Raw genomic sequence first — 22,499 nt, forward strand, 5'->3', positions numbered from 1 at the left:
CCTCGCTTCGCTATGCGAAGGCTCCGCTCAGCCCGCGCTACCGGCGGGAGTTACACCAACTGTTGGGACACTGCTGGTTTTTGGCAGAGACTGTGATCGTTCGCGCCTCGTAGGGGGTATCCGCCGATACATACTCCCTCAATCGCAAGGCGCATCCACGATAATCTCGACCTTCAGCACATCGCGCGCCAGCTTCGCCTCGCCACATGCCCGCGTCGGCGCATGACTCTCCGGCACCCACGCATTCCAGGCTTCGTTCAGCCCCGCAAAATCGCTCATATCCGCCAGCCAGATCGTCGCCCGCAGCATCTTCTCGCGGGACGATCCGTCCTGGATCAACAGCGCATCCAGCCGCCGCAGGCATTCCTCGGTCTGTTCCTGGATGGTCACACCCTCACTCACCCGGCCAGTGATATAGGCGACCCCGTTATCAACCGCCAATCCCCCCTCGCCTGCCCCCGCGACTTGCGCTAAACCCCCTCCCATGGCCCAGATCTCCTCCCTCTTCGTGACCCGCCTCTACCGCGCCGCCCTGTCGGAGCATGGCCCCGCCATCGACGCGGAGGAGCTTGAAGCCTCCTGCTATTCCATCGCCGAGGATGACGAGGCGGGACAGGAGTGGTGCGAGGAAAACGGCTATCCCGGCTATACCTCCTATGCCTCGCTGACCGACCTGCCCTGGCGCTTCCCAATCTTCGCCGACCTCGTCGCGGCGCTCGATGCCCATGCTGCGGGGTTCGCCGAGGATCTGGAGTTCGACCTGGAGGACCGCAAGCTGGTGCTGGAGGATATCTGGATCAACATCCTGCCCGAGGGCGGCATGCATTCGAGCCATATCCACCCCCATTCGGTGATCTCCGGCACCACCTATGTGTCCATGCCCGATGGCGCCTCGGCGCTGAAACTGGAAGACCCGCGCTCGGCCCGGATGATGGCGGCCCCCGGTCGCAGGAAAGACGCGCGGGAGGAAATGCGTGGCTTCGTCTATGTCAAACCGGCGGTCGGCGACGTGCTGCTCTGGGAAAGCTGGCTGCGCCACGAAGTGCCTATGAACATGGCCGAGGATGAACGCATCTCGGTCAGTTTCAACTACCGGTGGGAGTGAGGCGCTGGGCAAGCGCCTTCGAAGGCGCTTGCGTCCGATTTCGAAATCGGACGCGCCCCGAAACCGCCTTGACCCGTTTCCCATCTGCCCCGATCCTCCCCGGACAAATCATTCAGGGAAGGATATTTCGACATGCGATGCCACGAGGTTGATTACGAGATTTTCGGCGACGACATGCAGATCGTCGAGGTGGAACTGGACCCCTCCGAGGTCGTCATCGCCGAGGCCGGCGCGATGAATTACATGGAAGACGGCATCGGGTTCGAGACCCGCATGGGCGATGGCGGCAAGCCTTCGGGCGGGTTCATGGACTCGCTCTTGAGCGCGGGCAAGCGGGTGCTGACCGGTGAATCCATCTTCATGACCCATTTCACCAATACCGGTCAGGGCAAGAAGCGGGTCGCCTTTGCCGCGCCCTACCCCGGCAAGATCATCCCGGTGGACATGGCCGAGATGGGCGGCGAGCTGATTTGCCAGAAGGATGCCTTTCTCTGCGCCGCTTTCGGCACCACGACCGATATCGCGTTCCAGAAGAAACTGGGCGCGGGGTTTTTCGGCGGCGAGGGCTTCATCCTGCAGCGCCTCAATGGCGACGGCATGGCCTTCATCCATGTCGGCGGCACCGTCATCCGGCGCGAATTGCGTGACGGAGAGGTGCTGCGCGTCGATACCGGCTGCCTTGCCGCGATGACCGGAAGCGTCGATTACAATATCGAGCGCTCCGGCAATCTCAAATCCATGATCTTCGGCGGCGAGGGGATATTCCTCGCCACCTTGCGCGGCCCCGGCACCGTGTTCCTGCAAAGCCTTCCATTCTCGCGCCTCGCCGACCGCGTGCTGCGCGCGGCGCGTCCGGGCGGGTCCAAGGGCGAAGGCTCGGTCCTTGGCGGCTTGGGAGATATGTTCGGGGACCGGTGAGGGGGGACCGCGCATCGACGCGCGGTGGAAAAAGCGCCGTCGACGGCGCTTGAGACCCGATTTCGAAATCGGGTGATCAAGACCGGTCGACCGGTCTTCCCCCGCGCCACACGCAAGCTATTGGAAAAGAGAAACCCCCGCCGATCTCTCAGCGGGGGTATCTCTTTTCTCACCGGGGTGTGTTCTCATAGCTTTTCCGAGGAAAAGCGACTGCCACACACTCGTCGTTTCCGCGTCGCGGAAACGACGGTTACCAGTCTTCTCTCACGATCGTGCGGGTCTTCACCGGCAGTTTCATCGCCGCCAGACGCAGGGCCTCGCGGGCGATGTCCTCGCCGACGCCGTCGATCTCGAACATCACGCGGCCAGGCTTGACCTTGCAGGCCCAGAAATCGACCGAACCCTTGCCCTTACCCATACGCACTTCGACAGGCTTGGAGGTCACGGGCGTGTCGGGGAAGATCCGGATCCAGACCCGGCCCTGACGCTTCATGTGACGCGTCATGGCCCGGCGGGCGGCTTCGATCTGACGCGCGGTGACCCGCTCGGGCTCAAGCGCCTTCAGGCCGAATGTGCCAAAGTTCAGGTCGGACCCGCCCTTGGCTTCGCCCCGGATGCGGCCCTTGTGCATCTTGCGGAATTTGGTGCGCTTTGGTTGCAGCATCTGTTTAACTCCTTACCGGTCGCGGCGGGGACGCCCGCCTTGCGGACGAGGGCCGCCACCTTCCTGGAGCTCCGCATGGCGACGGTCATGGGCCGACGGGTCGTGCTCCATGATCTCGCCTTTGAAGATCCAGACCTTGATGCCGATGATGCCATAGGGCGTCTCGGCTTCGGAATGGGCGTAGTCGATGTCGGCGCGCAGCGTGTGCAGCGGCACCCGGCCCTCGCGATACCATTCGGTCCGTGCGATCTCGGCACCACCCAGACGGCCCGCGACATTCACCCGGATCCCGAGGGATCCCATGCGCATCGCGTTCTGCACCGCCCGCTTCATGGCGCGGCGGAAGGACACCCGGCGCTCCAGCTGCTGTGCGATGTTCTCGGCGACAAGCTGCGCGTCCAGTTCCGGCTTACGGACCTCGACGATGTTCAGGTGCAACTCAGAATCCGTCATCGCGGCCAGCTTGCGGCGCAGGGTTTCGATATCGGCGCCCTTCTTGCCGATGATCACGCCCGGACGCGCGGTGTGGACGGTGACGCGGCACTTGCGGTGCGGACGTTCGATGATGACCTTCGACACGCCGGCCTGCTTGCACTCCTCATGGATGAACTGACGCATCTTGACGTCTTCCAGCAGCAGGTTGCCGTAATCCTTGGTGTCGGCATACCAGCGGCTGTCCCAGGTGCGGTTGACTTGCAGGCGCATGCCAATCGGATTGACTTTATGTCCCATTAGGCTTGCTCCTCAACTTGACGCACGGTGATGGTCAGTTCCGAAAACGGCTTCACGATCTTGCCGAACCGGCCACGGCCCCGCGGGCGACCGCGCTTCATGACCATGTTCTTGCCGACGAAGGCCTCGGACACGACCAGTTCATCGACATCGAGGTTGTGGTTGTTCTCGGCATTGGCGATGGCGGATTGAAGGCATTTCTTCACGTCAATCGCGATGCGCTTTTTCGAGAAGGTCAGATCGGTCAGCGCCTTTTCCACCTTCTTGCCGCGGATCATCTGCGCCACGAGGTTCAGCTTTTGCGGGCTGGTGCGCAGCATCCGCAGTTTCGCCATTGCCTCGTTTTCCGCCACACGGCGGGGATTCTTATCCTTGCCCATGGCTTACTTCCTCTTCGCTTTCTTGTCGGCGGCGTGACCGTAATAGGTCCGCGTCGGGGAATATTCACCGAACTTCTGGCCGATCATGTCCTCGGTGATGTTCACCGGGATGTGTTTCTTGCCGTTGTAGACGCCAAAGGTGAGGCCCACAAACTGCGGCAGGATGGTGGAACGGCGCGACCAGATCTTGATGACCTCGTTGCGGCCGCTCTCGCGGGCTTTCTCGGCCTTCTTGAGGACGAACGCGTCGACAAAAGGGCCTTTCCAAACGGAACGCGACATCTATCAGCGTCCTTTCTTCTTGGCGTGACGCGAGCGGATGATCAGCTTCTGCGACGCCTTGTTCTTGTTGCGGGTGCGGGCACCCTTGGTGGGCTTGCCCCAGGGCGTGACGGGGTGACGGCCACCGCTCGTCCGACCCTCACCACCGCCATGCGGGTGATCGATCGGGTTCATCACGACACCGCGGACCGACGGACGCTTGCCGTAATGGCGGTTGCGCCCGGCCTTGCCGAGGTTCTGGTTCGAGTTGTCGGGGTTCGAGACCGCGCCAACCGTGGCCATGCACTCCTGGCGCACCATGCGAAGCTCGCCCGACGAGAGGCGGATCTGCGCGTAGCCACCGTCACGGCCGACAAACTGGGCGTAAGTGCCCGCGGCGCGTGCGATCTGGCCGCCCTTGCCCTGCTTCAGCTCGATATTGTGGATGATGGTGCCGATGGGCATGCCCGAGAACGGCATTGCGTTGCCCGGCTTGATGTCTGCTTTCGCGGACGCGACCACCTTGTCACCGACGCCGAGGCGCTGCGGAGCCAGGATATAGGCCTGCTCGCCATCTTCATAGCGAATAAGCGCGATGAAGGCGGTGCGGTTGGGGTCATATTCGATGCGTTCGACGGTCGCGGGGACGTCGAGCTTGTTCCGTTTGAAATCGACGATGCGATAGAGACGCTTTGCGCCACCACCAATGCGACGCATGGTGATCCGTCCGGTGTTGTTCCGGCCGCCCGACTTGGTCAAACCCTGGGTGAGGGATTTGACGGGACGTCCTTTCCACAGCTCCGAACGGTCGATCAGAACCAGCCCACGCTGGCCCGGCGTCGTCGGCTTATACGACTTGAGTGCCATGTTAACTGTCTTCCGTTTTCTGTGCGGGAGGCTTTCGCTTCCCTGATGTTCTAGGCCCCCGTAGGTGCCCGGGTAATGTGGTCTTGCGACCAAAAACAGAGCCCCGGACGAATCCGGGGCCATGCCGATGGGGTCTCTTAGGGGAGGCCACCTTGAGGGTCAATAGCCCCGCAAAAGAAAGCGCGTGAGGCCGCGCGATGGCCAGACCGCGGGATGGCGATGCAACGGGCGTTCGGAGCACTTTATCTCGGCCAAACCCGAACACCCTCCGAGCGATGCGCCTGCCTCACCAAATCGCCAACCCGGGGGGCGGTCTGGCGATCGCGCGGCGGCCTGACGGCCTTGATTCCGCTCCGAATGGCTACAGAGTATGAGGATTGAGAACTCAAGCAATACCCGGTGAGACTAGCGATGTTCATGGATCGCTAAAGTGCAATGCTGTGAGGGCGTTAGCCCCGCAAGTACTTTCTAGCATCCTCAATTGTCGCAAACACTTTTTCTCCACCAGAAATCGTCTTCAACGAATAGTTGCCATCTGTTCCCCTCGTAAGAGTCCTTCTTCTGCCGGTAGCATCGGCAATCTCGAACAAGTTTGGAGTTTCGTGCTCGACAACCGTAGTTGGGCATTCGCATTCCATGGCTCCGAGGCGTTCGTCGAGAATTTGGCTGACTCGGTATCTTACATAAAGCGACCGTGCACGATCCGTGTTTCCATCAGACGTCTCAGTGGCTCTTGCCATTGCAGCATGGTTCACCTCGTTTTTCTCAAGTTCGCTCCATGCTTGAGCGTATGCATCATCTTCGAATCTAGCGCGCATTTCCTCTTTCATTGCAAAGGCTTGTTGTTCTCTTTCTGCAAGACGCACTTGACGGCCCCTTGCTCTTCCTTCTTCCAATTGTTTGTCAATGTACTCCGGTGATGGCCCAATGATCAGCAACACGATCCCTGCCAATATAGGCGAACCGATCATTGCAAGAAGAACAAACGGTATTGGAGGACGACCAATTTCGTGAGCCCAGTACCCAATGCCCGCCCACCCGATTATCAACGCCAGAACAATTATAGTACTTAGTGGTTCCATGAATCCTCCTCGAACTGCATACTTGGCATCCACTTTCAGAACGATTGTTGCGCATTCTGTTCAGAAATACATCCCCTGAGGACAGTAGAGTCACATCAAGCGTAGGGTGGGCATTCTGACCACCATCCCAACCTGCACACATCGCCCATCGGTAGGCAGAACTGCCCACCTTACCCAAAGAAAAACCCCGGCCACTCTCGCAGCCGGGGTTCATTCCGTCACATATCAACGCACGCCCTTACAGCCCGGTCGACACATCAATCGTGTTGCCCTCTTCGAGCGTCACATAGGCCTTCTTCACGTCCTTGCGGCGACCCAGCTGGCCCCGGAAACGCTTCTGCTTGCCCTTGGTGATCGTCGTGTTCACCGCCTTCACCTTCACACCGAAGAGGCTTTCGACCGCCTCCTTGATCTGCGGCTTGTTGGCGTCGATCGACACTTCGAACACAACCGCGTTGGCGTCGGACGCCATGGTTGCCTTCTCGGTGATGACCGGCTTGCGGATCACGTCGTAATGTTCAGCTTTGGCACTCATTTCAGACGAGCCTCCAGTGCTTCGACACCCGCCTTCGTGATCACCAGGGTGTCACGCTTGAGGATGTCATAGACGTTTGCGCCCATCGACGGAAGCACATCGAGACCGTCGATATTGGCCGCGGCGAGGGCGAAGTTGGCGTCGATATCGGCCCCGTCGATGATAAGCGCGCGCTTCCAGCCCAACTCCTTGACCTGCTTGGCCAGGGTGGAGGTCTTGGCGGCGTCCATCGCGACGCTGTCGATCACGACCAGTTCGCCCGCTGCCGCCTTGGCGGACAGCGCGTGGCGCAGGCCGAGGGCGCGCACCTTCTTGGGCAGGTCATGGGCGTGGCTGCGCGGGGTCGGGCCCTTGTAGATACCACCCTTGCGGAAGATCGGCGCGTTGCGGTCACCGTGGCGTGCGCCGCCGGTGCCCTTCTGGCGATAGATCTTCTTGGTGGAATAGGACGTCTCCGACCGCGTCTTCACCTTGTGCGTGCCGGCCTGCGCCTTGTTGCGCTGCCAGCGGACGACGCGGTGCAGGATGTCGGCGCGCGGCTCCAGGCCGAAAAGCGCTTCGTCCAGGTCCACGGTGCCGGCGCTGCCGCCGTCCAGTTTGATCACATCAGCCTTCATTCTTCCGCTCCCTCAGCCGGAGCCTCGACAGGGGCTGCTTCCGATGCGGCGCTCTTCAGCGCGGCGGGGAAGGGCACACCCTCAGGCAGTTTCTTCTTCATGGCGTCCTTGATGGTCACCCATCCGCCTTTCGAGCCCGGAACCGCGCCCTTGATCATGATCAGGCCACGATCCGCGTCGGTGCGGACAACTTCCAGGTTCTGCGTGGTGACACGGGCAGCACCCATGTGACCGGCCATCTTCTTGCCCTTGAACACTTTGCCGGGGTCCTGGCACTGGCCGGTGGACCCGTGCGAGCGGTGGCTGATCGACACGCCGTGCGAGGCGCGCAGACCGCCGAAGTTCCAGCGCTTCATCGCGCCCTGGAACCCCTTACCGATCGAGGTGCCCGACACGTCGACCTTCTGGCCTTCAAGGAAGTGCTCGGCCGAGATCTCGGCGCCCACTTCAATCAGGTTCTCGGCATCGACGCGAAACTCCACCAGCTTGCGCTTCGGCTCGACCGAGGCGGCGGCGAAATGGCCGCGCATGGCCTTGCTCACGCGCTTGACGCGGGCGGTGCCTGCACCGAGCTGAACGGCGGTGTAGCCATCCTTCTCGGAGGTGCGGTTGGCGACAACCTGCAGGGCATCCAGTTGCAGAACGGTGACGGGGATCTGACGCCCGTCCTCCATGAACAGGCGGGTCATGCCCACCTTCTTCGCGATCACTCCAGAGCGCATTTCAGTGCCCTCCTTCAAACCGAGATCTGGACGTCGACACCGGCGGCCAGGTCGAGCTTCATCAGCGCGTCCACGGTCTGCGGGGTCGGGTCCACGATATCGAGCAGACGCTTGTGGGTCCGAATCTCCCACTGGTCGCGCGATTTCTTGTCCACGTGGGGGCCACGCAGAACGGTGAATTTTTCGATCTTGTTCGGCAGCGGGATAGGCCCGCGAACCTGCGCACCGGTGCGCTTGGCCGTGTTGACGATCTCCTGCGTGCTGGAATCCAGGACGCGATAGTCAAAGGCCTTCAGCCGGATGCGGATATTTTGGCTTTGGACTGCCATCTGTATCAGCCTTTCGAGGCGAGAGTTGATAGGACGACCGGCAGCTCATCCACCGGCCCTCATCGAACCCGAAAGGCGGGACTTGGACCCCGCCTCTCAAGCGTCCGCATGTGCGAACTCGCGCGGGATACATGGGTGGGCGGAATCTATCAAGCGGAAAGTTCCGCGCGCGGGCACAAAGCCGGATTTCGCCCGCAGGGGGCATTTCGCAATAATCCACTTGCTTTTTGCGGGCCGGGGCCCCATGTGAGGGCTGCGACGTTACCACTATCGACCATACTGCTCCTATCGGCTCAGTCCTTCGATCTTGCACTGACTTAGCCGACCTGCCGCATACTGCGGGCAGCACAAACAGGAGATACGACAATGGCAACTGGCACCGTCAAATGGTTCAACGCCACCAAAGGCTTCGGCTTCATCGCACCCGATGGCGGCAGCAAGGACGTGTTCGTGCACATCTCTGCCGTCGAGCGCGCAGGCCTGACCGGCCTGGCCGATGACCAGAAAGTGACCTTCGACATCGAGCCCGGTCGCGACGGCCGCGAAAGCGCGACCAACCTCGCACTGGCGTAAGGCTCGGCCCTTCGGGGCAGATGTTGAGAGAAATGAAAGGGCGTGCTGGAAACAGCGCGCCCTTTTCCTTTGCGCGGCTGCGGGTGAAAGGAAAAGGGCCGCCCCGAATTGGAGCGGTTTCCTTTGTCTGAGGGTCTGGCGGGGTGAACCCCGCCCTGCGAGGTCCTTGAGATTCGGGGACCGGATCAGTCTTTGCAACGATAGCACGGAAAAAGGCCGCCCCGGATTGGAGCGGCCTTTCCAATTCTCAACCGGAGTGGGTTCTCATCGCTCTTTCAGAGCGTCTGCCACCCACCCTGACACCGCAGTTGCGGTATCAGTCGATGATTTTGCTGACGACGCCGGCGCCAACCGTCCGGCCACCTTCGCGGATGGCGAAGCGCAGGCCCTGTTCCATCGCGATCGGCGCGATCAGCTCGACCTCGAACTTCAGGTTGTCGCCCGGCATCACCATCTCGGTGCCGCTCGGCAGTTCCACCGTGCCGGTCACGTCCGTGGTCCGGAAGTAGAATTGCGGGCGGTAGTTGGCGAAGAACGGCGTATGACGGCCACCCTCTTCCTTGGTCAGGATGTAGGCCTCGGCCTCGAACTTGGTGTGCGGCGTCACCGATTTCGGCTTGCACAGCACCTGGCCACGCTCGACACCCTCACGGTCGATACCGCGCAGGAGCGCGCCGATATTGTCGCCCGCTTCACCGCGATCCAGCAGCTTGCGGAACATTTCCACGCCGGTGCAGGTCGTCTTCTTGGTGTCGCGGATGCCGACGATCTCGATCTCGTCGCCCACATTGATCACGCCCCGCTCGACACGGCCCGTGACCACGGTGCCGCGGCCCGAGATCGAGAACACGTCCTCGATCGGCATCAGGAAGGGCTGGTCCACGGCGCGCTCGGGCGTCGGGATATACTCATCGACAGCCGCCATCAGGGCGCGGATCGACTTCTCGCCGATCTCCTCGTCACGGCCCTCAAGGGCGGCCAGCGCCGAGCCCGGAATGATCGGGATGTCGTCGCCGGGATACTCGTAGGAGCTCAGCAGCTCGCGGATCTCCATCTCGACCAGCTCCAGCAGCTCCTCGTCATCGACCTGATCGACCTTGTTCATGTAGACGACCATGTAGGGGATGCCGACCTGGCGACCGAGCAAGATGTGCTCGCGCGTCTGCGGCATCGGCCCGTCGGCGGCGTTCACCACCAGGATCGCGCCGTCCATCTGGGCGGCACCGGTGATCATGTTCTTGACGTAGTCGGCGTGGCCGGGGCAGTCGACATGCGCGTAGTGGCGCGCGTCGGTCTCATACTCGACATGCGCGGTCGAGATGGTGATCCCGCGGGCCTTCTCCTCGGGCGCGCCGTCGATCTGGTCATAGGCCTGAAAATCGCCGAAATACTTCGTGATCGCAGCCGTCAGGGTCGTCTTGCCGTGGTCAACATGGCCGATCGTGCCGATGTTCACATGCGGTTTACTACGGTCAAACTTTTCCTTGCCCATGGGGGCCTCCTTGTCTGGTTCGCGGTGGGCAAACTGCCCACCCTACGGGGGTGGTAGGGTGGGCAATCCTGCCCACCGCTGTTTATGCGTATTTCGACTGGATCTCTTCCGAGATGTTCTGCGGCACCGGCTCGTAATGGTCGAACTGCATGGTGAAGTTCGCACGACCCGACGACATGGAGCGCAGCGTGTTGATGTAGCCGAACATGTTGGCCAGCGGCACATAGCAGTCGATGGCGATGGCGTTGCCACGGGTATCCTGCCCCTGCACCTGGCCACGACGCGAGGTGAGGTCGCCGATGATGCCACCGGTATATTCCTCGGGCGTCACAACCTCGACCTTCATGATCGGCTCCAGCAGTTTGGCCCCGGCCCGGCGCATGCCTTCGCGCATGCACATGCGTGCCGCGATCTCGAAGGCCAGAACGGAGGAGTCCACGTCGTGGAACTTGCCGTCAATCAGGGCGACCTTGAAGTCGATCACCGGGAAGCCGGCCAGCGGGCCGCTATCCATGACCGAGTTGATGCCCTTTTCCACGCCCGGAATGTATTCCTTGGGAACGGCACCGCCGACGATGCGGCTCTCGAAGGAATAGCCTTCGCCGGGTTCGGTCGGGCTGATGACCATCTTGACCTCGGCGAACTGCCCCGAGCCACCCGACTGTTTCTTGTGGGTGTAGGTATGCTCGATCTCGTGACCGATGGTCTCGCGATAGGCCACCTGCGGCGCACCGATATTGGCCTCGACCTTGAACTCCCGCTTGAGGCGGTCGATCAGGATGTCGAGATGCAATTCGCCCATGCCCTTCATGATCGTCTGACCCGATTCCAGATCGGTCTCGACGCGGAAGGACGGATCCTCGGCGGCCAGACGGGCCAGGCCCTGGCTCATCTTCTCCTGGTCGGCCTTGGTCTTGGGTTCCACGGCAATCTCGATCACCGGATCGGGGAAGGTCATGGTTTCCAGGACCACCGGATCGTTGATCGAACACAGCGTATCGCCGGTGGTGGTGTCCTTCAGGCCCGCCAGCGCGATGATGTCGCCCGCGAAAGCCTCGGTGATCTCTTCCTGCTTGTTGGAGTGCATCATCACCATACGGCCGATGCGCTCCTTCTTGCCCTTGGTCGAGTTCAGGAACGTGTCGCCCTTGGCAACCTTGCCGGAATAGATCCGGGTGAAGGTGAGCGTGCCCATATAGGGGTCGTTCATGATCTTGAACGCCAGGCCCGAGAACGGCATGTCGTCATCGGCGCGGCGCGGGATGTTGCGGGTTTCCGTCTCGTCGCCGGGCTTGAAGCCCATGTAGTCGACCACGTCCATCGGCGAGGGCAGGTAATCCACCACGGCGTTCAAGAGCGGCTGCACACCCTTGTTCTTGAAGGCCGAGCCGCAGAGCACGGGGATGAACTTGATGGCCAGAGTGCCTTCGCGGATCAGGCGGCGCAGGGTCGGAACGTCGGGCTCTTCGCCTTCCAGATACGACTCCATCACGTCGTCGTCCATCTCGACGGCGATCTCGATCATGTTGGCGCGCCATTCGTCGGCCTGGTCCTTCAGGCTGTCGCGGATCGGGCGACGCTCCCAGGAGGCGCCGAGGTCTTCCCCGGCCCAGACCCATTCTTCCATGGTCACCAGGTCGATCATGCCCTCCAGCTCGGTCTCGGCCCCGATCGGAATCTGGATCGGGCACGGGATCGCGCCGGTGCGGTCCTTGATCATCTTCACGCAGTTGAAGAAATCGGCCCCGATCTTGTCCATCTTGTTGACGAACACGATGCGCGGCACCTTGTAGCGGTCGGCCTGGCGCCAGACGGTCTCGGTCTGCGGCTCGACCCCGGCATTGGCGTCCAGCACGGCGACCGCGCCGTCGAGAACCGCAAGGCTGCGCTCGACTTCAATGGTAAAGTCGACGTGGCCGGGGGTGTCGATGATGTTCATCCGGTACTTGGTGTCGGAGGTGCCATCGGCGGTCGGGTCTTCCTGCCACTGCCAGAAGGTCGTGGTCGCGGCCGAGGTGATGGTGATGCCGCGTTCCTGCTCCTGCTCCATCCAGTCCATCGTCGCGGCGCCGTCATGCACCTCGCCGATATTGTGGGATTTGCCGGTGTAGAACAGGATGCGTTCGGAACAGGTGGTCTTGCCCGCATCGATATGGGCCATGATCCCGAAGTTGCGGTAGCGTTGGAGCGGATAATCGCGTGCCATTTGGGTCAGTCCTTAGGCGGAAATTCGAGGGTTGCGCCGGGCCCCGAACGGGCCCGGGCCGGGTTACCAGCGGTAATGCGAGAACGCCTTGTTGGCGTCGGCCATCTTGTGCACGTCTTCGCGCTTTTTCACGGCGGACCCGCGCGAGTTGACGGCATCGACCAGCTCACCGGCCAGGCGTTCTTCCATCGTGTTCTCGTTGCGCGAGCGCGAGGCCTTGATCAGCCAGCGGATGGCCAGCGCCTCACGGCGCTCGGGGCGCACTTCGACGGGAACCTGGTAGGTGGCACCACCGACGCGGCGCGAGCGGACCTCGAGCGCTGGCTTGATGTTGTCCAGCGCCTCGTGGAACACTTCCACGGGGGCGCGCTTGAGCTTCTCTTCAACGCGGTCGAAGGCGTTGTAGACGATGCGTTCCGCGACCGACTTCTTGCCGTCGATCATCAGGTTGTTCATGAATTTGGTCAGGACCTTATCGCCGAACTTGGCGTCAGGCAGGACTTCGCGCTTCTCGGCGGCGTGACGACGGGACATGCTTTATTCCTCTTACTTCGGACGCTTGGCGCCGTATTTCGAACGACGCTGACGGCGATCCTTGACGCCCTGCGTATCGAGAACACCGCGCACGATGTGATAGCGGACGCCGGGAAGGTCTTTCACACGGCCGCCGCGGATCAGGACAACCGAGTGTTCCTGAAGGTTGTGGCTTTCACCACCGATATAGCTGATCACCTCGTAGCCGTTGGTCAGGCGCACCTTGGCCACTTTCCGCATCGCCGAGTTCGGCTTCTTCGGGGTCGTGGTGTAGACGCGCGTGCAGACGCCGCGTTTCTGAGGGCAGGCTTCCAGGTGCATCGACTTGGAGCGTTTTACTTTCGGCTGCCGCGGCTTGCGGATCAGCTGTTGGATCGTTGGCATTCGGTTCCCCGTCTTGCTCGTTCATGTCATCTGGCGCCCACGCATCCCGCGAAAACACCAATACCGCATGTGCCCTTTCCCTACCTGGAGGACACAGCGGTGGAAGTTCCAGAGGATCGGGGCACATAAAACCGGCCCGGATCATGACCACTCAAATCTGTTTGTATGACCGGACGGGACGACAGGCGCACCGGGGCCAGATGGCGCGGGTAATAGGGGGAATCGGATGGGGTGTCAACAGGCCCTCCCCGGCCCTAGCCGCCCGCTTCCTCCAGCCGCCGCATCAGGCTTGCCCACCCGGTCCGGAAGGCGTCGATATCGACCGCAAAGCGGCGCTGAAGCAGGTCCGGGTAGGCCTCCGGCGCAACCTTGTAGCGTCCGGTCCCGGCAAAGCCCACCTTGCTGTCATTGGTCTCATGCGCCCCGCGCAGGAACATCAGCCGGTCGGTATGCGAGACCAGCGGCATCCGCTGCCAGACCTTCTGATGCGGGAAGTCCATGACGCAGGCGTCGTCACCGGGTTTCAGGAATACGGTCAGCGCCGCCGCCCAGCAATGCGTCAGAAGCGGCGTCAGCGTTACCGCCTCCCCCTTTGCCGTCACGACCACGCCTTTGCCCTGGTCCAGCGCCACCCGGCCCTTCTGGCGGAACATCGGCCGGACCTGTCCCAGGGACCGCCGGATCATCTGCACGTAATCCACCGCCACCGCGTCATCATCGTCCAGCCGGAACTCGGCCACCATCTCGGCCTGGCTGTCGCGCGCCTCGTGCAGGATCTCGCGATAGACCTGCCGGTGCGGGCCAGTGGGCCGGGTGACGGGCCGGATCTGCGACACATCCGCGATCATCGCCATCAGCCGGTCGTGATATTGCCCCGGCATGTCATCGCCCATCAGCAAGAGCAGCGTGAAGTCGTCCCGCGTCTGCGCCCGCAGTCCCGGCAGGGCGATATGCTCGAACCAGAAGAGCCGCGTCTCCATCCGCGCGGGGTCATAGAGCGCGGCACGCCGCTCCTCCATCGTCTCATGCCGGGTCTGGAACCCCTCCAGCGCCGCCGGATAGGAAAACCGGCACAATCCCAGCACCTGCACCCGTGGATCATCCATCGCCTTGCCTCACCTTGCGTTCCCGGTAGAGCGTGAAGACCCCCGTTGCCACGACGATCACCGCGCCCGCCTGCGTGAAGGCGTTGGGCCAGTCCTCGAAGACCAGCCAGCCCAGCACCAGCGCCCAGATCAGCATCGTGTAGCGGAACGGCGCGACAAAGCCGATCTCACCCACCCGCATCACCATGATCGAGAAGACATAGCCGCCGATGATGAAGACCGCCGCGATGGCGACCAAAGCGCCCGCGCGCGGTTCGACCGGCGCCCATTCGCCCGTGACCAGCGTTGCGATCCCTCCGAAGGCGCAGACCGACAGCGCCGTGATCACCGCCACCGCCATCGAGGGCACCTCGGCCGAGAACCGCCGCGTGAACATCTCGCGCGCGGTGATCAGGATGACGGCGATCAAGGCCACCAGCGAATAGGCGTTGAACCCGTCTCCGCCGGGCTGGACGATCAGCAGGACGCCGATCATGCCGACCAGGATCGCCGAGAGCCGCTTCCACCCCACCGGCTCGTTCAGGACCACCGCGCCCGCCAGCGTCACGGTCAGCGGCAGCGCCGCCATCACCGCGCTGACATTGGCAATCGGCATGTTGATCAGCGCGATGAGGAAGGCGACCATGCTGGCCACCTCGGTGCCCGTGCGCCCCGCCACCAGCCAGCGGTCGCCGCGCGGGATGGTCAGGCGGCGCAGCCCCATGACGCGGGCCAGCCCGATCATCATCCCCACGGTCAGGATACCGCGCAGGAACACGATCTGCATCAGCGGCAGGGTGCCCGCCAGCAGCTTGACGCAGACATCGTTGAAGGTGAACGCCGCCATGCTGGCCATCATGAAGCCAGCCCCGCGCATGTTGGGCGTCAGGATCATTCGTCGTCATCCGTCCCGCCGAACTTGCGCCACATCAGCGGCATGACCTCTTCGGGGTCCAGCCCGAAGCGCTCGCGCAGCAGCGCCTTGGCCTCGGGCTTGCCAATCGCCACCGCGCCGGGCGGAATGCTGCGGTCGCTGTCATTATGCTGGTGCAGGGTGCGCACGAACATCTGGTCGGTCGGATCGCTCCACATCCGGGCATAGGCCGCGACCCGGCGATGATTCCAGCGGAACATGTTGGAATGATCGTCCGGCTTCGTGATCATCGCGCTGGCCAGGCCAAGCGGCCCGATCTCGCGGAAATCGTAGAACGGGTCTTCCTTGTCGTTCATGTCCCAGTAGAGGCCGCGATGGAAGGCCACGACAACCGGGTGGTCCGCATCCGCCCAGCCCAATTCGATCAGTTGATCGGCGGCGGCGCGGGTCTTCTCGATATAGTCCACCGCTACCGCGTCATCGTCGTCGATGCGAAAGCCGGTGATGAAATCGGCCCCGTCGCCCAGCCCGCGCCGATAGGCGCGCTTGGTAGCGTTGAGCGGCCCATGCGGCTCCAGCGCGCAGATCTGCATGAAAGGGTATTGATCGGCCAGCCCCTTCAGCCGGGTGCGAAACCGCATCGGCATCGAGGTGCCGATGAGGACCACCAGCCGGAAATCGGGATCGGTCTGCGCGGCCAGCGACGGCAGGCAGAGCTTCTCGAAAAACGCAAAGCGCCGGTTCATCCGCTGCTGGTCATAGAGGATCGCGGCCAACGCCTCCTCGTCCTTTTTCTTCGCCGTCTCGAACCCGCCCTGCCCGAGATAGGAGAACCGGCAGACGCCGACGATCTCGTTGTTGAAGCTGGTGGCCATGGGTCTGCTCGCTTGCGGTTTTTTCTTGCCGGGATGCTAAGCCAAAGCACCCGCTTAGGGAATCCCAAAGGTGGCGGCACCCGGCGACCGGGTTCCCCGGCAAGGCGGCGCGATGAATTGCGTCGGTAACGCAACGTCACGCCCGGTTGTTGACATGGAACAAGGTTGGTCTGTCCAGGGCGGCCTATGGTTCCGGGGACAGGGATGCAGGCCGCAAGGTGGCGCGATCTTCCGGGCCATTTCGGCTGCGCATCCTGCCCGGACCGTCTCGGCCCGTAACAACCCGCGTTGCAACAAGTCACGGAGCACATCATGAAATCCTTCTTCTATTCAACCATCGCCCTGCCTGTCCTGTCGGCGGCAGCCTGGGCACAACAGGATGGCCTGCCGAATTACGGATATGGCTATGAGGGGCATATGTGGGGCGGCGGCGGCTGGTTCTTCCTCGGACCTCTGATGATGATCCTGTTTCTGGCCGGTATCGTGGCCCTGGTCGTCCTTGCCGTGCGGTGGGCCGGCGGAGAGGGGATGGGCCGGTCCCAGGCATCGGGCAGAGCACCGCTTGATATCCTGCGCGAACGCTTTGCGCGGGGCGAGATCGACCGCGACGAGTTCGAGGAACGCCGCCGCGCGCTTGGCGAATAAGACCCGCCGACATCCAACCTGGGTGCCGGAGGCCCCCCTTCCTTGGCGGCGGGGGGCTTTCGGTGGCCGTCGCGGGCCGAGGGTCGGCTGCCGGTCGCCAGTCGCGGGCATGCCTCAATCGCGGCGGTGGATCTCTGTGACCCCGGCAAAGCGCGCCAGCCGCACCAGTTCCGCCTCAAGCTTGCGATGCCGCGCGGCAGGCCATTTCACGCCCGGTTCCGGCCAGAGATTGAGCACGTTCAGGGCCGATGACCTGCGATCCGCCTTGATCTCGATCCGCCCGACAAACCGGTCGCCTTCGAGGATCGGAAACACGTAATACCCCCAGACCCGTTTGGCGGCGGGCACGAACATCTCGACCCGATACTCGAAGCCGAAGAGACGGGCCAGCCGGGTGCGGTCGCGGATCGCGGGGTCGAACGGGTTGAGGATGCGCAACCGGCTGGTGGGGGGCGTCAGGCACGCCAGCCGCGTCTCGAAATCGGCGGGCGCGAGCGCCTTTGCCCATGTCCCGTCGGCGCATTCGATCTCGACCGGGACCAGCGCCGCCGCCTCGGCCCAGGCGCCCGCCTCACCGCGCGTCACGGCATCCCAGAACCGCTGCACATCGCCCGGTGTGCCAAAGCCCATCCGGTCCAGCGCCCCATGGCAAAGCCAGTCGATCTGCTGCGCCTCGCTCAGCCGTTTCTCGCGCAACTCCGCCGGGAACACCCGTTCCGCCAGGTCGTAGACCTTGGTGAAATTCAACCGGTGACAGGTCGCCAATTCGCCCGCATACCACATGTAATCCAGCGCCAGCTTGTGCGGGGGCCGCCGCCACATCGCCTTGTCACCCTCGACCCTGGTGTCGAAATCCTGCGTCGAAAGCGGGCCTTCCTCGGCGATCCGCGCCTTGATCCTCGCGCGGTCCTCCGGACCCGGCAGCCCCTTCACCCATCCCGCGCGCCCGTAATAGTCCCGCATCCGGTCGAACTGCCGCCGCCACATCGGCAAGAACTCCATCGGGATGACCGAGGCGTCATGGGTGAAATGCTCGAACACGGCCCGGTCGCGCGTAAGCAACCGGTCCAGCATCGGCTCGCGGTAATTCTGGTTGCGGCTCCACAGGATATGGTGATGCGCGCGGGCGACGACCTGGATGGTGTCGAGTTGCACGAACCCGAGATCCCGGATCATCGCGGGCAGGTCCAGCGGCCCGGTCGGAGTCTCGCCCAGACCCTGCTGCGCCAGCCACAGCCAGCGGGCGGTGCGATTGTCGATCTTCAGTGTCGTCACCCTGCCCCCCCTCGCCTCGCCGCTACCATAAGGCGACCCGCGCGCTGCCAGCAAAGAAAAACCCCCGCCGATCTGCACCGGCGGGGGTTTGTTGTTCAAGCCTTCAGAAGGCTCATTCGTCCTCGGAGGGCGTCTCGGTGAAGACATCCGCCTCGGTCGGCTCTTCCTCGGGGGCGGCCAGCGCGGCGGCAGCTTCGGCTTCCTTGCGGGCGGCCTCGATCACCTTCATGTCGCGTTCGGTGGCGATCTTGCGCACCTGCTGCGTGGCCCCGCCGGTGCCCGCCGGGATCAGACGACCGACGATGACGTTCTCCTTCAGGCCCACCAGCTTGTCGCGTTTGCCCTGGACGCTCGCTTCGGTCAGCACGCGCGTGGTCTCCTGGAAAGAGGCCGCCGAGATGAAGGACCGGGTCTGCAACGACGCCTTGGTGATGCCCAGAAGGATCGGCTCGCCCTGCGCGGGACGCCCGCCCTTGGCAATCGCCTTCTCGTTGGCCTCGTCGAACTCAGCCTTGTCGACGTTTTCGCCCTTGAGCAGCGTGGTTTCGCCCGAATCCAGGATCTCCCACTTCTGCAGCATCTGGCGCACGATCACCTCGATATGCTTGTCGTTGATCTTCACGCCTTGCAACCGGTAGACGTCCTGCACCTCGTCGATCAGGTAATCGGCCAGAGCCTCGATCCCCAGGATCCGCAAGATGTCATGCGGGGCCGGGTTGCCGTCCATGATGTATTCACCCTTCTGGATGAAATCACCTTCGGCGACGGGGATGTGCTTGCCCTTGGGCACCATGTATTCGACGGGCTCATCCGCCTCATCGGCCGGAACAATCGCCACGCGGCGCTTGTTCTTGAAGTCGCGGCCGAATTTCACGTAGCCATCCTTCTCGGCGATGATCGCGTGATCCTTGGGGCGACGCGCCTCGAACAGTTCGGCCACACGCGGCAGACCGCCGGTGATGTCCTTGGTCTTGGCGCCTTCCCGCGGGATCCGCGCCACGACCTCACCCGCCGGCACCTGCTGACCGTCCTCGACCGACAGGATCGCGTCGACCGACATCGGATAGGTCACCGGGTTGCCCTGGTCGTTGCGCATCGGCTCACCGTCCTCGCCCACGATCAGGATCTCGGGCTTCAGCTCGTTGCCCTTGGGGGCCGCGCGCCAGTCCGAGACGATCTTCTGCGTCATGCCGGTCGCATCGTCGGTATCGTCGCGCACCGAGATGCCCGTGACGAGATCGACGAACTTCACCGTGCCCGCCTTTTCGGCGATGATCGGCAGCGTGTAGGGATCCCATTCATAGAGACGGTCGCCGCGCTTGACGCTGGCCCCCTCCTCGACATGGACCTTGGTGCCGTAACCCAGCTTGAAGCTCGCCCGCTCCTCGCCGTGGTCATCGACGATGGCCAGGACCATGTTGCGGCCCATGACGATCAGGTCGCCCATCTCGTTGGCCAGAAGGTTGGCGTTGCGGAACTCGATCTTGCCTTCCTGTCCGGCCTCCTGGAACGACTGCTGACCACCCTGGGCCACGCCGCCGATATGGAAGGTCCGCATGGTCAGCTGCGTGCCGGGTTCGCCGATCGACTGTGCCGCGATGATGCCGACGGCCTCGCCGGTGTTCACGCGGGTGCCGCGGGCCAGGTCACGGCCATAGCAGGTCGCGCAGACGCCTTCCTCGGCCTCGCAGGTCAGGGGCGAGCGGATGCGCATCGAGGCGACACCGGCGGCTTCCACCGCGTCGGCCTTGCGCTCGTCGATCAGTTCCCCCTCGGCCACGATCACCTCGTCGGTGCCGGGCACCAGAACATCCTCGCCCGAGGTCCGGCCCAGGATACGCTCGGCCAGCGACGACACGACTTCGCCGTCCCGCGTCGCGGCCTCGGCGGTGATCGTGTTCGAGGTGCCGCAATCGACCATGCGCACGATGCAATCCTGCGCCACGTCGACCAGACGCCGGGTCAGATAGCCCGAGTTGGCGGTTTTCAGCGCCGTGTCGGACAGGCCTTTCCGGGCCCCGTGGGTCGAGTTGAAGTATTCAAGAACGGTCAGACCTTCCTTGAAGTTCGAGATGATCGGCGTCTCGATGATCTCGCCGGACGGCTTGGCCATCAGGCCCCGCATCCCGCCAAGCTGCTTCATCTGCGTGACCGAGCCACGGGCCTTGGAATCGGCCATCATGTAGACCGAGTTCGGCTCCTGCTCGACCCCGTTCTCGTCCAGCTTGTGGGCCGAGATCGTGCTCATCATCGCGGTCGTCACCTGGTCGTTGCATTTCGACCACGCGTCGATCACCTTGTTGTACTTCTCGCCCTGGGTGATCAACCCGTCCATGTATTGCTGCTCGAAGCCCTTGACCTGCTCGCGCACGCCATCGACGATCTCCCACTTGTTGTCGGGGATCACCATGTCGTCCTTGCCGAAGGAAATGCCCGCCTTGCAGGCTTCCTTGAAGCCGACCGACATGATCTGGTCGCAGAAGATGACCGATTCCTTCTGGCCGCAATAGCGGTAGACGGTGTCGATGACTTCCTGAACCTGGCCCTTCTTGAGAAGGCGGTTGACCAGGTCGAACGGCGCCTTGGCGTTCAGCGGCAGCAGCCCGCCGACCTTGAGGCGGCCCGGCGTGGTCTCATAGCGCTTGGTGACCTCGTTGCCTTCCTCGTCGATCTGCTTGATGCGCGCGGTGATCTTGGCGTGCAGATGCACCTCGCCTGCGTCCAGCGCGTGCTGGACCTCGTCGATGCCCGAGAACATCATGCCCTCGCCCTTCATGCCCTGGCGTTGCAGCGTCAGGTAATAAAGGCCCAGAACCATATCCTGGCTCGGCACGATGATCGGCGCGCCGTTGGCGGGCGACAGAACGTTGTTGGTCGACATCATCAACACGCGCGCTTCCAGCTGTGCCTCAAGGCTCAGCGGCACGTGCACGGCCATCTGGTCGCCGTCGAAATCGGCGTTGAAGGCGGAACAGACCAGCGGATGCAGCTGGATCGCCTTGCCTTCGATCAGCACCGGCTCGAACGCCTGGATGCCCAACCGGTGCAGCGTCGGCGCACGGTTCAGCATCACGGGATGCTCGCGGATCACCTCATCGAGGATATCCCACACCTCCGGGCGCTCTTTCTCGACCAGCTTCTTGGCCTGCTTGACCGTCGAGGACAGCCCCTTGGCCTCAAGGCGGCTGTAGATGAACGGCTTGAACAGCTCCAGCGCCATCTTCTTGGGCAGACCGCATTGATGCAGCTTCAGCTCCGGCCCGGTCACGATGACCGACCGGCCGGAGAAGTCGACGCGCTTGCCCAGAAGGTTCTGGCGGAAGCGGCCCTGCTTGCCTTTCAGCATGTCGCTGAGCGATTTCAGCGGACGCTTGTTGGCACCCGTAATGACGCGGCCACGGCGGCCGTTGTCAAACAGCGCGTCCACGGACTCCTGCAACATCCGCTTTTCGTTGCGGATGATGATGTCGGGCGCGCGCAGTTCGATCAGACGCTTGAGGCGGTTGTTGCGGTTGATCACGCGGCGATAGAGGTCGTTGAGGTCCGAGGTCGCGAACCGGCCCCCATCCAGCGGCACAAGCGGGCGCAGTTCCGGCGGGATGACCGGGATCACGGTCAGGATCATCCATTCCGGGCGGTTGCCGGATTCCAGGAAGCTCTCGACGATCTTCAGACGTTTGATGATCTTCTTGGGCTTCAGCTCACCGGTGGCCTCTTTCAGGTCCTCGCGCAGCGTCGCCGCTTCCTGCTCCAGGTCGATGGCCTGCAGCATTTCGCGGATCGCTTCGGCCCCGATATTGGCCTGGAACGCGTCCATGCCATAGGCGTCCTGCGCGTCCATGAACTCCTCTTCTGACATCAGCTGACCATAGGTTAGGTCGGTGAGGCCGGGCTCGATCACCACGTAATTCTCGAAATAGAGGATGCGCTCTAGATCGCGCAGGGTCATGTCCAGCATCAGGCCGATGCGCGACGGCAGCGACTTGAGGAACCAGATATGCGCCACGGGCGCGGCCAGTTCGATATGGCCCATCCGCTCACGGCGGACCTTCTGCAGGGTGACTTCCACACCGCATTTCTCGCAGACGACGCCGCGATATTTCATCCGCTTGTACTTGCCGCAGAGGCACTCGTAATCCTTGACCGGGCCAAAGATGCGCGCACAGAAAAGGCCGTCACGTTCCGGCTTGAACGTGCGGTAGTTGATGGTCTCGGGCTTCTTGATCTCGCCATAGGACCACGAGAGGATGCGTTCCGGCGAAGCCAGCGAGACTTTGATTTCGTCGAACACCTTCTGGGGGGCCAGCGGGTTGAACGGGTTGTTGGTCAGTTCCTGGTTCATTT

The 22,499-nt window shown here is 62.9% G+C and carries 24 protein-coding genes; 4 read left to right on the top strand and 20 right to left on the bottom strand.

Annotated elements, in window-relative coordinates:
• Positions 1–138 precede the first annotated feature (138 nt).
• A complete protein-coding gene (locus tag HNS34_RS11015; protein WP_172320125.1) occupies positions 139–486 on the bottom strand; it encodes a RidA family protein in 348 nt (115 codons plus the stop codon).
• On the opposite strand from HNS34_RS11015, the gene HNS34_RS11020 reads away from it, so the two are divergent.
• Together HNS34_RS11020 and HNS34_RS11025 are read left to right on the top strand one after the other, a co-directional pair.
• Positions 485–1,105 carry a 2OG-Fe(II) oxygenase family protein gene (locus HNS34_RS11020; protein ID WP_172320126.1) on the top strand — a complete coding sequence of 207 codons (621 nt, stop codon included), beginning with the start codon at positions 485–487 and terminating at the stop codon, positions 1,103–1,105. The two genes, HNS34_RS11015 and HNS34_RS11020, sit on opposite strands and share 2 nt — an antisense overlap.
• 132 nt (positions 1,106–1,237) lie before the next feature.
• Entirely contained in the window at positions 1,238–2,023 is a 786-nt protein-coding gene (locus tag HNS34_RS11025; protein ID WP_172320127.1) for a TIGR00266 family protein, read from the top strand.
• A 250-nt stretch (positions 2,024–2,273) separates the two neighbouring features.
• Here HNS34_RS11025 and rplP read toward each other — a convergent pair whose 3' ends face one another.
• The 10 genes from rplP to rpsJ all read right to left on the bottom strand — a co-directional run bounded on the left by rplP (position 2,274) and on the right by rpsJ (position 8,212).
• A complete protein-coding gene (gene rplP / locus HNS34_RS11030; protein WP_172320128.1) occupies positions 2,274–2,687 on the bottom strand; it encodes a 50S ribosomal protein L16 in 414 nt (137 codons plus the stop codon).
• 12 nt (positions 2,688–2,699) lie between these two features.
• Positions 2,700–3,419 carry a 30S ribosomal protein S3 gene (gene rpsC, locus HNS34_RS11035; protein ID WP_172320129.1) on the bottom strand — a complete coding sequence of 240 codons (720 nt, stop codon included), beginning with the start codon at positions 3,417–3,419 and terminating at the stop codon, positions 2,700–2,702.
• A complete protein-coding gene (gene rplV / locus HNS34_RS11040) occupies positions 3,419–3,799 on the bottom strand; it encodes a 50S ribosomal protein L22 (protein ID WP_172320130.1) in 381 nt (126 codons plus the stop codon). The genes rpsC and rplV overlap by 1 nt, the downstream gene beginning before the upstream one ends.
• A 3-nt stretch (positions 3,800–3,802) precedes the next feature.
• Positions 3,803–4,081 carry a 30S ribosomal protein S19 gene (rpsS, locus tag HNS34_RS11045; protein ID WP_172320131.1) on the bottom strand — a complete coding sequence of 93 codons (279 nt, stop codon included), beginning with the start codon at positions 4,079–4,081 and terminating at the stop codon, positions 3,803–3,805.
• 3 nt (positions 4,082–4,084) lie between these two features.
• Positions 4,085–4,927 (bottom strand): 50S ribosomal protein L2, encoded by an 843-nt coding sequence (gene rplB, locus HNS34_RS11050; protein WP_172320132.1) that lies wholly within the window; start codon positions 4,925–4,927, stop codon positions 4,085–4,087.
• Positions 4,928–5,376: 449 nt separating this feature from the next.
• The gene (locus HNS34_RS11055; RefSeq protein WP_172320133.1) at positions 5,377–6,009 is read right to left on the bottom strand and encodes a hypothetical protein; all 633 of its coding nucleotides are present in this window, start codon (positions 6,007–6,009) and stop codon (positions 5,377–5,379) included.
• 238 nt (positions 6,010–6,247) lie between these two features.
• A complete protein-coding gene (locus HNS34_RS11060; protein ID WP_172320134.1) occupies positions 6,248–6,544 on the bottom strand; it encodes a 50S ribosomal protein L23 in 297 nt (98 codons plus the stop codon).
• Positions 6,541–7,161, bottom strand: coding sequence for a 50S ribosomal protein L4 (gene rplD / locus HNS34_RS11065; RefSeq protein WP_172320135.1), 621 nt, complete (start codon positions 7,159–7,161; stop codon positions 6,541–6,543). The genes HNS34_RS11060 and rplD overlap by 4 nt, the downstream gene beginning before the upstream one ends.
• A complete protein-coding gene (gene rplC, locus HNS34_RS11070; RefSeq protein ID WP_172320136.1) occupies positions 7,158–7,883 on the bottom strand; it encodes a 50S ribosomal protein L3 in 726 nt (241 codons plus the stop codon). Before rplC ends, rplD begins: the two co-directional genes overlap by 4 nt.
• Before the next feature lie 14 nt (positions 7,884–7,897).
• Positions 7,898–8,212, bottom strand: coding sequence for a 30S ribosomal protein S10 (rpsJ, locus tag HNS34_RS11075; RefSeq protein WP_172320137.1), 315 nt, complete (start codon positions 8,210–8,212; stop codon positions 7,898–7,900).
• 366 nt (positions 8,213–8,578) lie between these two features.
• On the opposite strand from rpsJ, the gene HNS34_RS11080 reads away from it, so the two are divergent.
• The gene (locus tag HNS34_RS11080) at positions 8,579–8,785 is read left to right on the top strand and encodes a cold-shock protein (protein WP_172320138.1); all 207 of its coding nucleotides are present in this window, start codon (positions 8,579–8,581) and stop codon (positions 8,783–8,785) included.
• A gap of 316 nt (positions 8,786–9,101) precedes the next feature.
• Here the strand turns inward: HNS34_RS11080 and tuf are convergent, their stop codons facing one another.
• From tuf to HNS34_RS11115, 7 genes are all read right to left on the bottom strand, one after another.
• The gene (tuf, locus tag HNS34_RS11085) at positions 9,102–10,277 is read right to left on the bottom strand and encodes an elongation factor Tu (protein ID WP_172320139.1); all 1,176 of its coding nucleotides are present in this window, start codon (positions 10,275–10,277) and stop codon (positions 9,102–9,104) included.
• An 82-nt stretch (positions 10,278–10,359) separates the two neighbouring features.
• A complete protein-coding gene (gene fusA, locus HNS34_RS11090; protein ID WP_172320140.1) occupies positions 10,360–12,483 on the bottom strand; it encodes an elongation factor G in 2,124 nt (707 codons plus the stop codon).
• A 63-nt stretch (positions 12,484–12,546) separates the two neighbouring features.
• Positions 12,547–13,017 (bottom strand): 30S ribosomal protein S7, encoded by a 471-nt coding sequence (rpsG, locus tag HNS34_RS11095; protein WP_172320141.1) that lies wholly within the window; start codon positions 13,015–13,017, stop codon positions 12,547–12,549.
• Between the two features lie 12 nt (positions 13,018–13,029).
• Positions 13,030–13,401, bottom strand: coding sequence for a 30S ribosomal protein S12 (rpsL, locus tag HNS34_RS11100; protein WP_172320142.1), 372 nt, complete (start codon positions 13,399–13,401; stop codon positions 13,030–13,032).
• A 254-nt stretch (positions 13,402–13,655) separates the two neighbouring features.
• Entirely contained in the window at positions 13,656–14,507 is an 852-nt protein-coding gene (locus tag HNS34_RS11105) for a glycosyltransferase (protein WP_172320143.1), read from the bottom strand.
• Positions 14,500–15,381, bottom strand: a complete 882-nt coding sequence (locus HNS34_RS11110; protein ID WP_172320144.1) for a DMT family transporter — start codon at positions 15,379–15,381, stop codon at positions 14,500–14,502. Before HNS34_RS11110 ends, HNS34_RS11105 begins: the two co-directional genes overlap by 8 nt.
• A complete protein-coding gene (locus HNS34_RS11115) occupies positions 15,378–16,235 on the bottom strand; it encodes a glycosyltransferase (RefSeq protein ID WP_172320145.1) in 858 nt (285 codons plus the stop codon). The genes HNS34_RS11110 and HNS34_RS11115 overlap by 4 nt, the downstream gene beginning before the upstream one ends.
• Before the next feature lie 312 nt (positions 16,236–16,547).
• On the opposite strand from HNS34_RS11115, the gene HNS34_RS11120 reads away from it, so the two are divergent.
• Entirely contained in the window at positions 16,548–16,880 is a 333-nt protein-coding gene (locus HNS34_RS11120; protein ID WP_172320146.1) for an SHOCT domain-containing protein, read from the top strand.
• A gap of 114 nt (positions 16,881–16,994) precedes the next feature.
• Here HNS34_RS11120 and HNS34_RS11125 read toward each other — a convergent pair whose 3' ends face one another.
• Together HNS34_RS11125 and rpoC are read right to left on the bottom strand one after the other, a co-directional pair.
• Positions 16,995–18,155 carry a winged helix-turn-helix domain-containing protein gene (locus tag HNS34_RS11125; protein ID WP_172320147.1) on the bottom strand — a complete coding sequence of 387 codons (1,161 nt, stop codon included), beginning with the start codon at positions 18,153–18,155 and terminating at the stop codon, positions 16,995–16,997.
• A gap of 112 nt (positions 18,156–18,267) precedes the next feature.
• A complete protein-coding gene (gene rpoC, locus HNS34_RS11130; RefSeq protein WP_172320148.1) occupies positions 18,268–22,497 on the bottom strand; it encodes a DNA-directed RNA polymerase subunit beta' in 4,230 nt (1,409 codons plus the stop codon).
• Positions 22,498–22,499: the final 2 nt, after the last annotated feature.

It is taken from the genome of Alterinioella nitratireducens, assembly GCF_013155465.1.
GTDB lineage: Bacteria > Pseudomonadota > Alphaproteobacteria > Rhodobacterales > Rhodobacteraceae > Alterinioella > Alterinioella nitratireducens.

Bases quoted from the DNA above. Each gene is read 5' to 3' on its own strand.
- HNS34_RS11020 (WP_172320126.1), top strand. From the start codon at position 485: ATGGCCCAGATCTCCTCCCTCTTCGTGACCCGCCTCTACCGCGCCGCC.
- HNS34_RS11110 (WP_172320144.1), bottom strand. From the start codon at position 15,381: ATGATCCTGACGCCCAACATGCGCGGGGCTGGCTTCATGATGGCCAGC.
- rpoC (WP_172320148.1), bottom strand. From the start codon at position 22,497: ATGAACCAGGAACTGACCAACAACCCGTTCAACCCGCTGGCCCCCCAG.
- rpsL (WP_172320142.1), bottom strand. From the start codon at position 13,401: ATGCCAACGATCCAACAGCTGATCCGCAAGCCGCGGCAGCCGAAAGTA.
- fusA (WP_172320140.1), bottom strand. From the start codon at position 12,483: ATGGCACGCGATTATCCGCTCCAACGCTACCGCAACTTCGGGATCATG.
- rplC (WP_172320136.1), bottom strand. From the start codon at position 7,883: ATGCGCTCTGGAGTGATCGCGAAGAAGGTGGGCATGACCCGCCTGTTC.
- HNS34_RS11055 (WP_172320133.1), bottom strand. From the start codon at position 6,009: ATGGAACCACTAAGTACTATAATTGTTCTGGCGTTGATAATCGGGTGG.
- HNS34_RS11025 (WP_172320127.1), top strand. From the start codon at position 1,238: ATGCGATGCCACGAGGTTGATTACGAGATTTTCGGCGACGACATGCAG.
- HNS34_RS11080 (WP_172320138.1), top strand. From the start codon at position 8,579: ATGGCAACTGGCACCGTCAAATGGTTCAACGCCACCAAAGGCTTCGGC.
- rplV (WP_172320130.1), bottom strand. From the start codon at position 3,799: ATGGGCAAGGATAAGAATCCCCGCCGTGTGGCGGAAAACGAGGCAATG.
- rpsG (WP_172320141.1), bottom strand. From the start codon at position 13,017: ATGTCCCGTCGTCACGCCGCCGAGAAGCGCGAAGTCCTGCCTGACGCC.
- rpsS (WP_172320131.1), bottom strand. From the start codon at position 4,081: ATGTCGCGTTCCGTTTGGAAAGGCCCTTTTGTCGACGCGTTCGTCCTC.
- rplD (WP_172320135.1), bottom strand. From the start codon at position 7,161: ATGAAGGCTGATGTGATCAAACTGGACGGCGGCAGCGCCGGCACCGTG.
- rplP (WP_172320128.1), bottom strand. From the start codon at position 2,687: ATGCTGCAACCAAAGCGCACCAAATTCCGCAAGATGCACAAGGGCCGC.
- rplB (WP_172320132.1), bottom strand. From the start codon at position 4,927: ATGGCACTCAAGTCGTATAAGCCGACGACGCCGGGCCAGCGTGGGCTG.
- HNS34_RS11060 (WP_172320134.1), bottom strand. From the start codon at position 6,544: ATGAGTGCCAAAGCTGAACATTACGACGTGATCCGCAAGCCGGTCATC.
- HNS34_RS11015 (WP_172320125.1), bottom strand. From the start codon at position 486: ATGGGAGGGGGTTTAGCGCAAGTCGCGGGGGCAGGCGAGGGGGGATTG.
- HNS34_RS11120 (WP_172320146.1), top strand. From the start codon at position 16,548: ATGAAATCCTTCTTCTATTCAACCATCGCCCTGCCTGTCCTGTCGGCG.
- tuf (WP_172320139.1), bottom strand. From the start codon at position 10,277: ATGGGCAAGGAAAAGTTTGACCGTAGTAAACCGCATGTGAACATCGGC.
- rpsC (WP_172320129.1), bottom strand. From the start codon at position 3,419: ATGGGACATAAAGTCAATCCGATTGGCATGCGCCTGCAAGTCAACCGC.
- HNS34_RS11105 (WP_172320143.1), bottom strand. From the start codon at position 14,507: ATGGATGATCCACGGGTGCAGGTGCTGGGATTGTGCCGGTTTTCCTAT.
- rpsJ (WP_172320137.1), bottom strand. From the start codon at position 8,212: ATGGCAGTCCAAAGCCAAAATATCCGCATCCGGCTGAAGGCCTTTGAC.
- HNS34_RS11115 (WP_172320145.1), bottom strand. From the start codon at position 16,235: ATGGCCACCAGCTTCAACAACGAGATCGTCGGCGTCTGCCGGTTCTCC.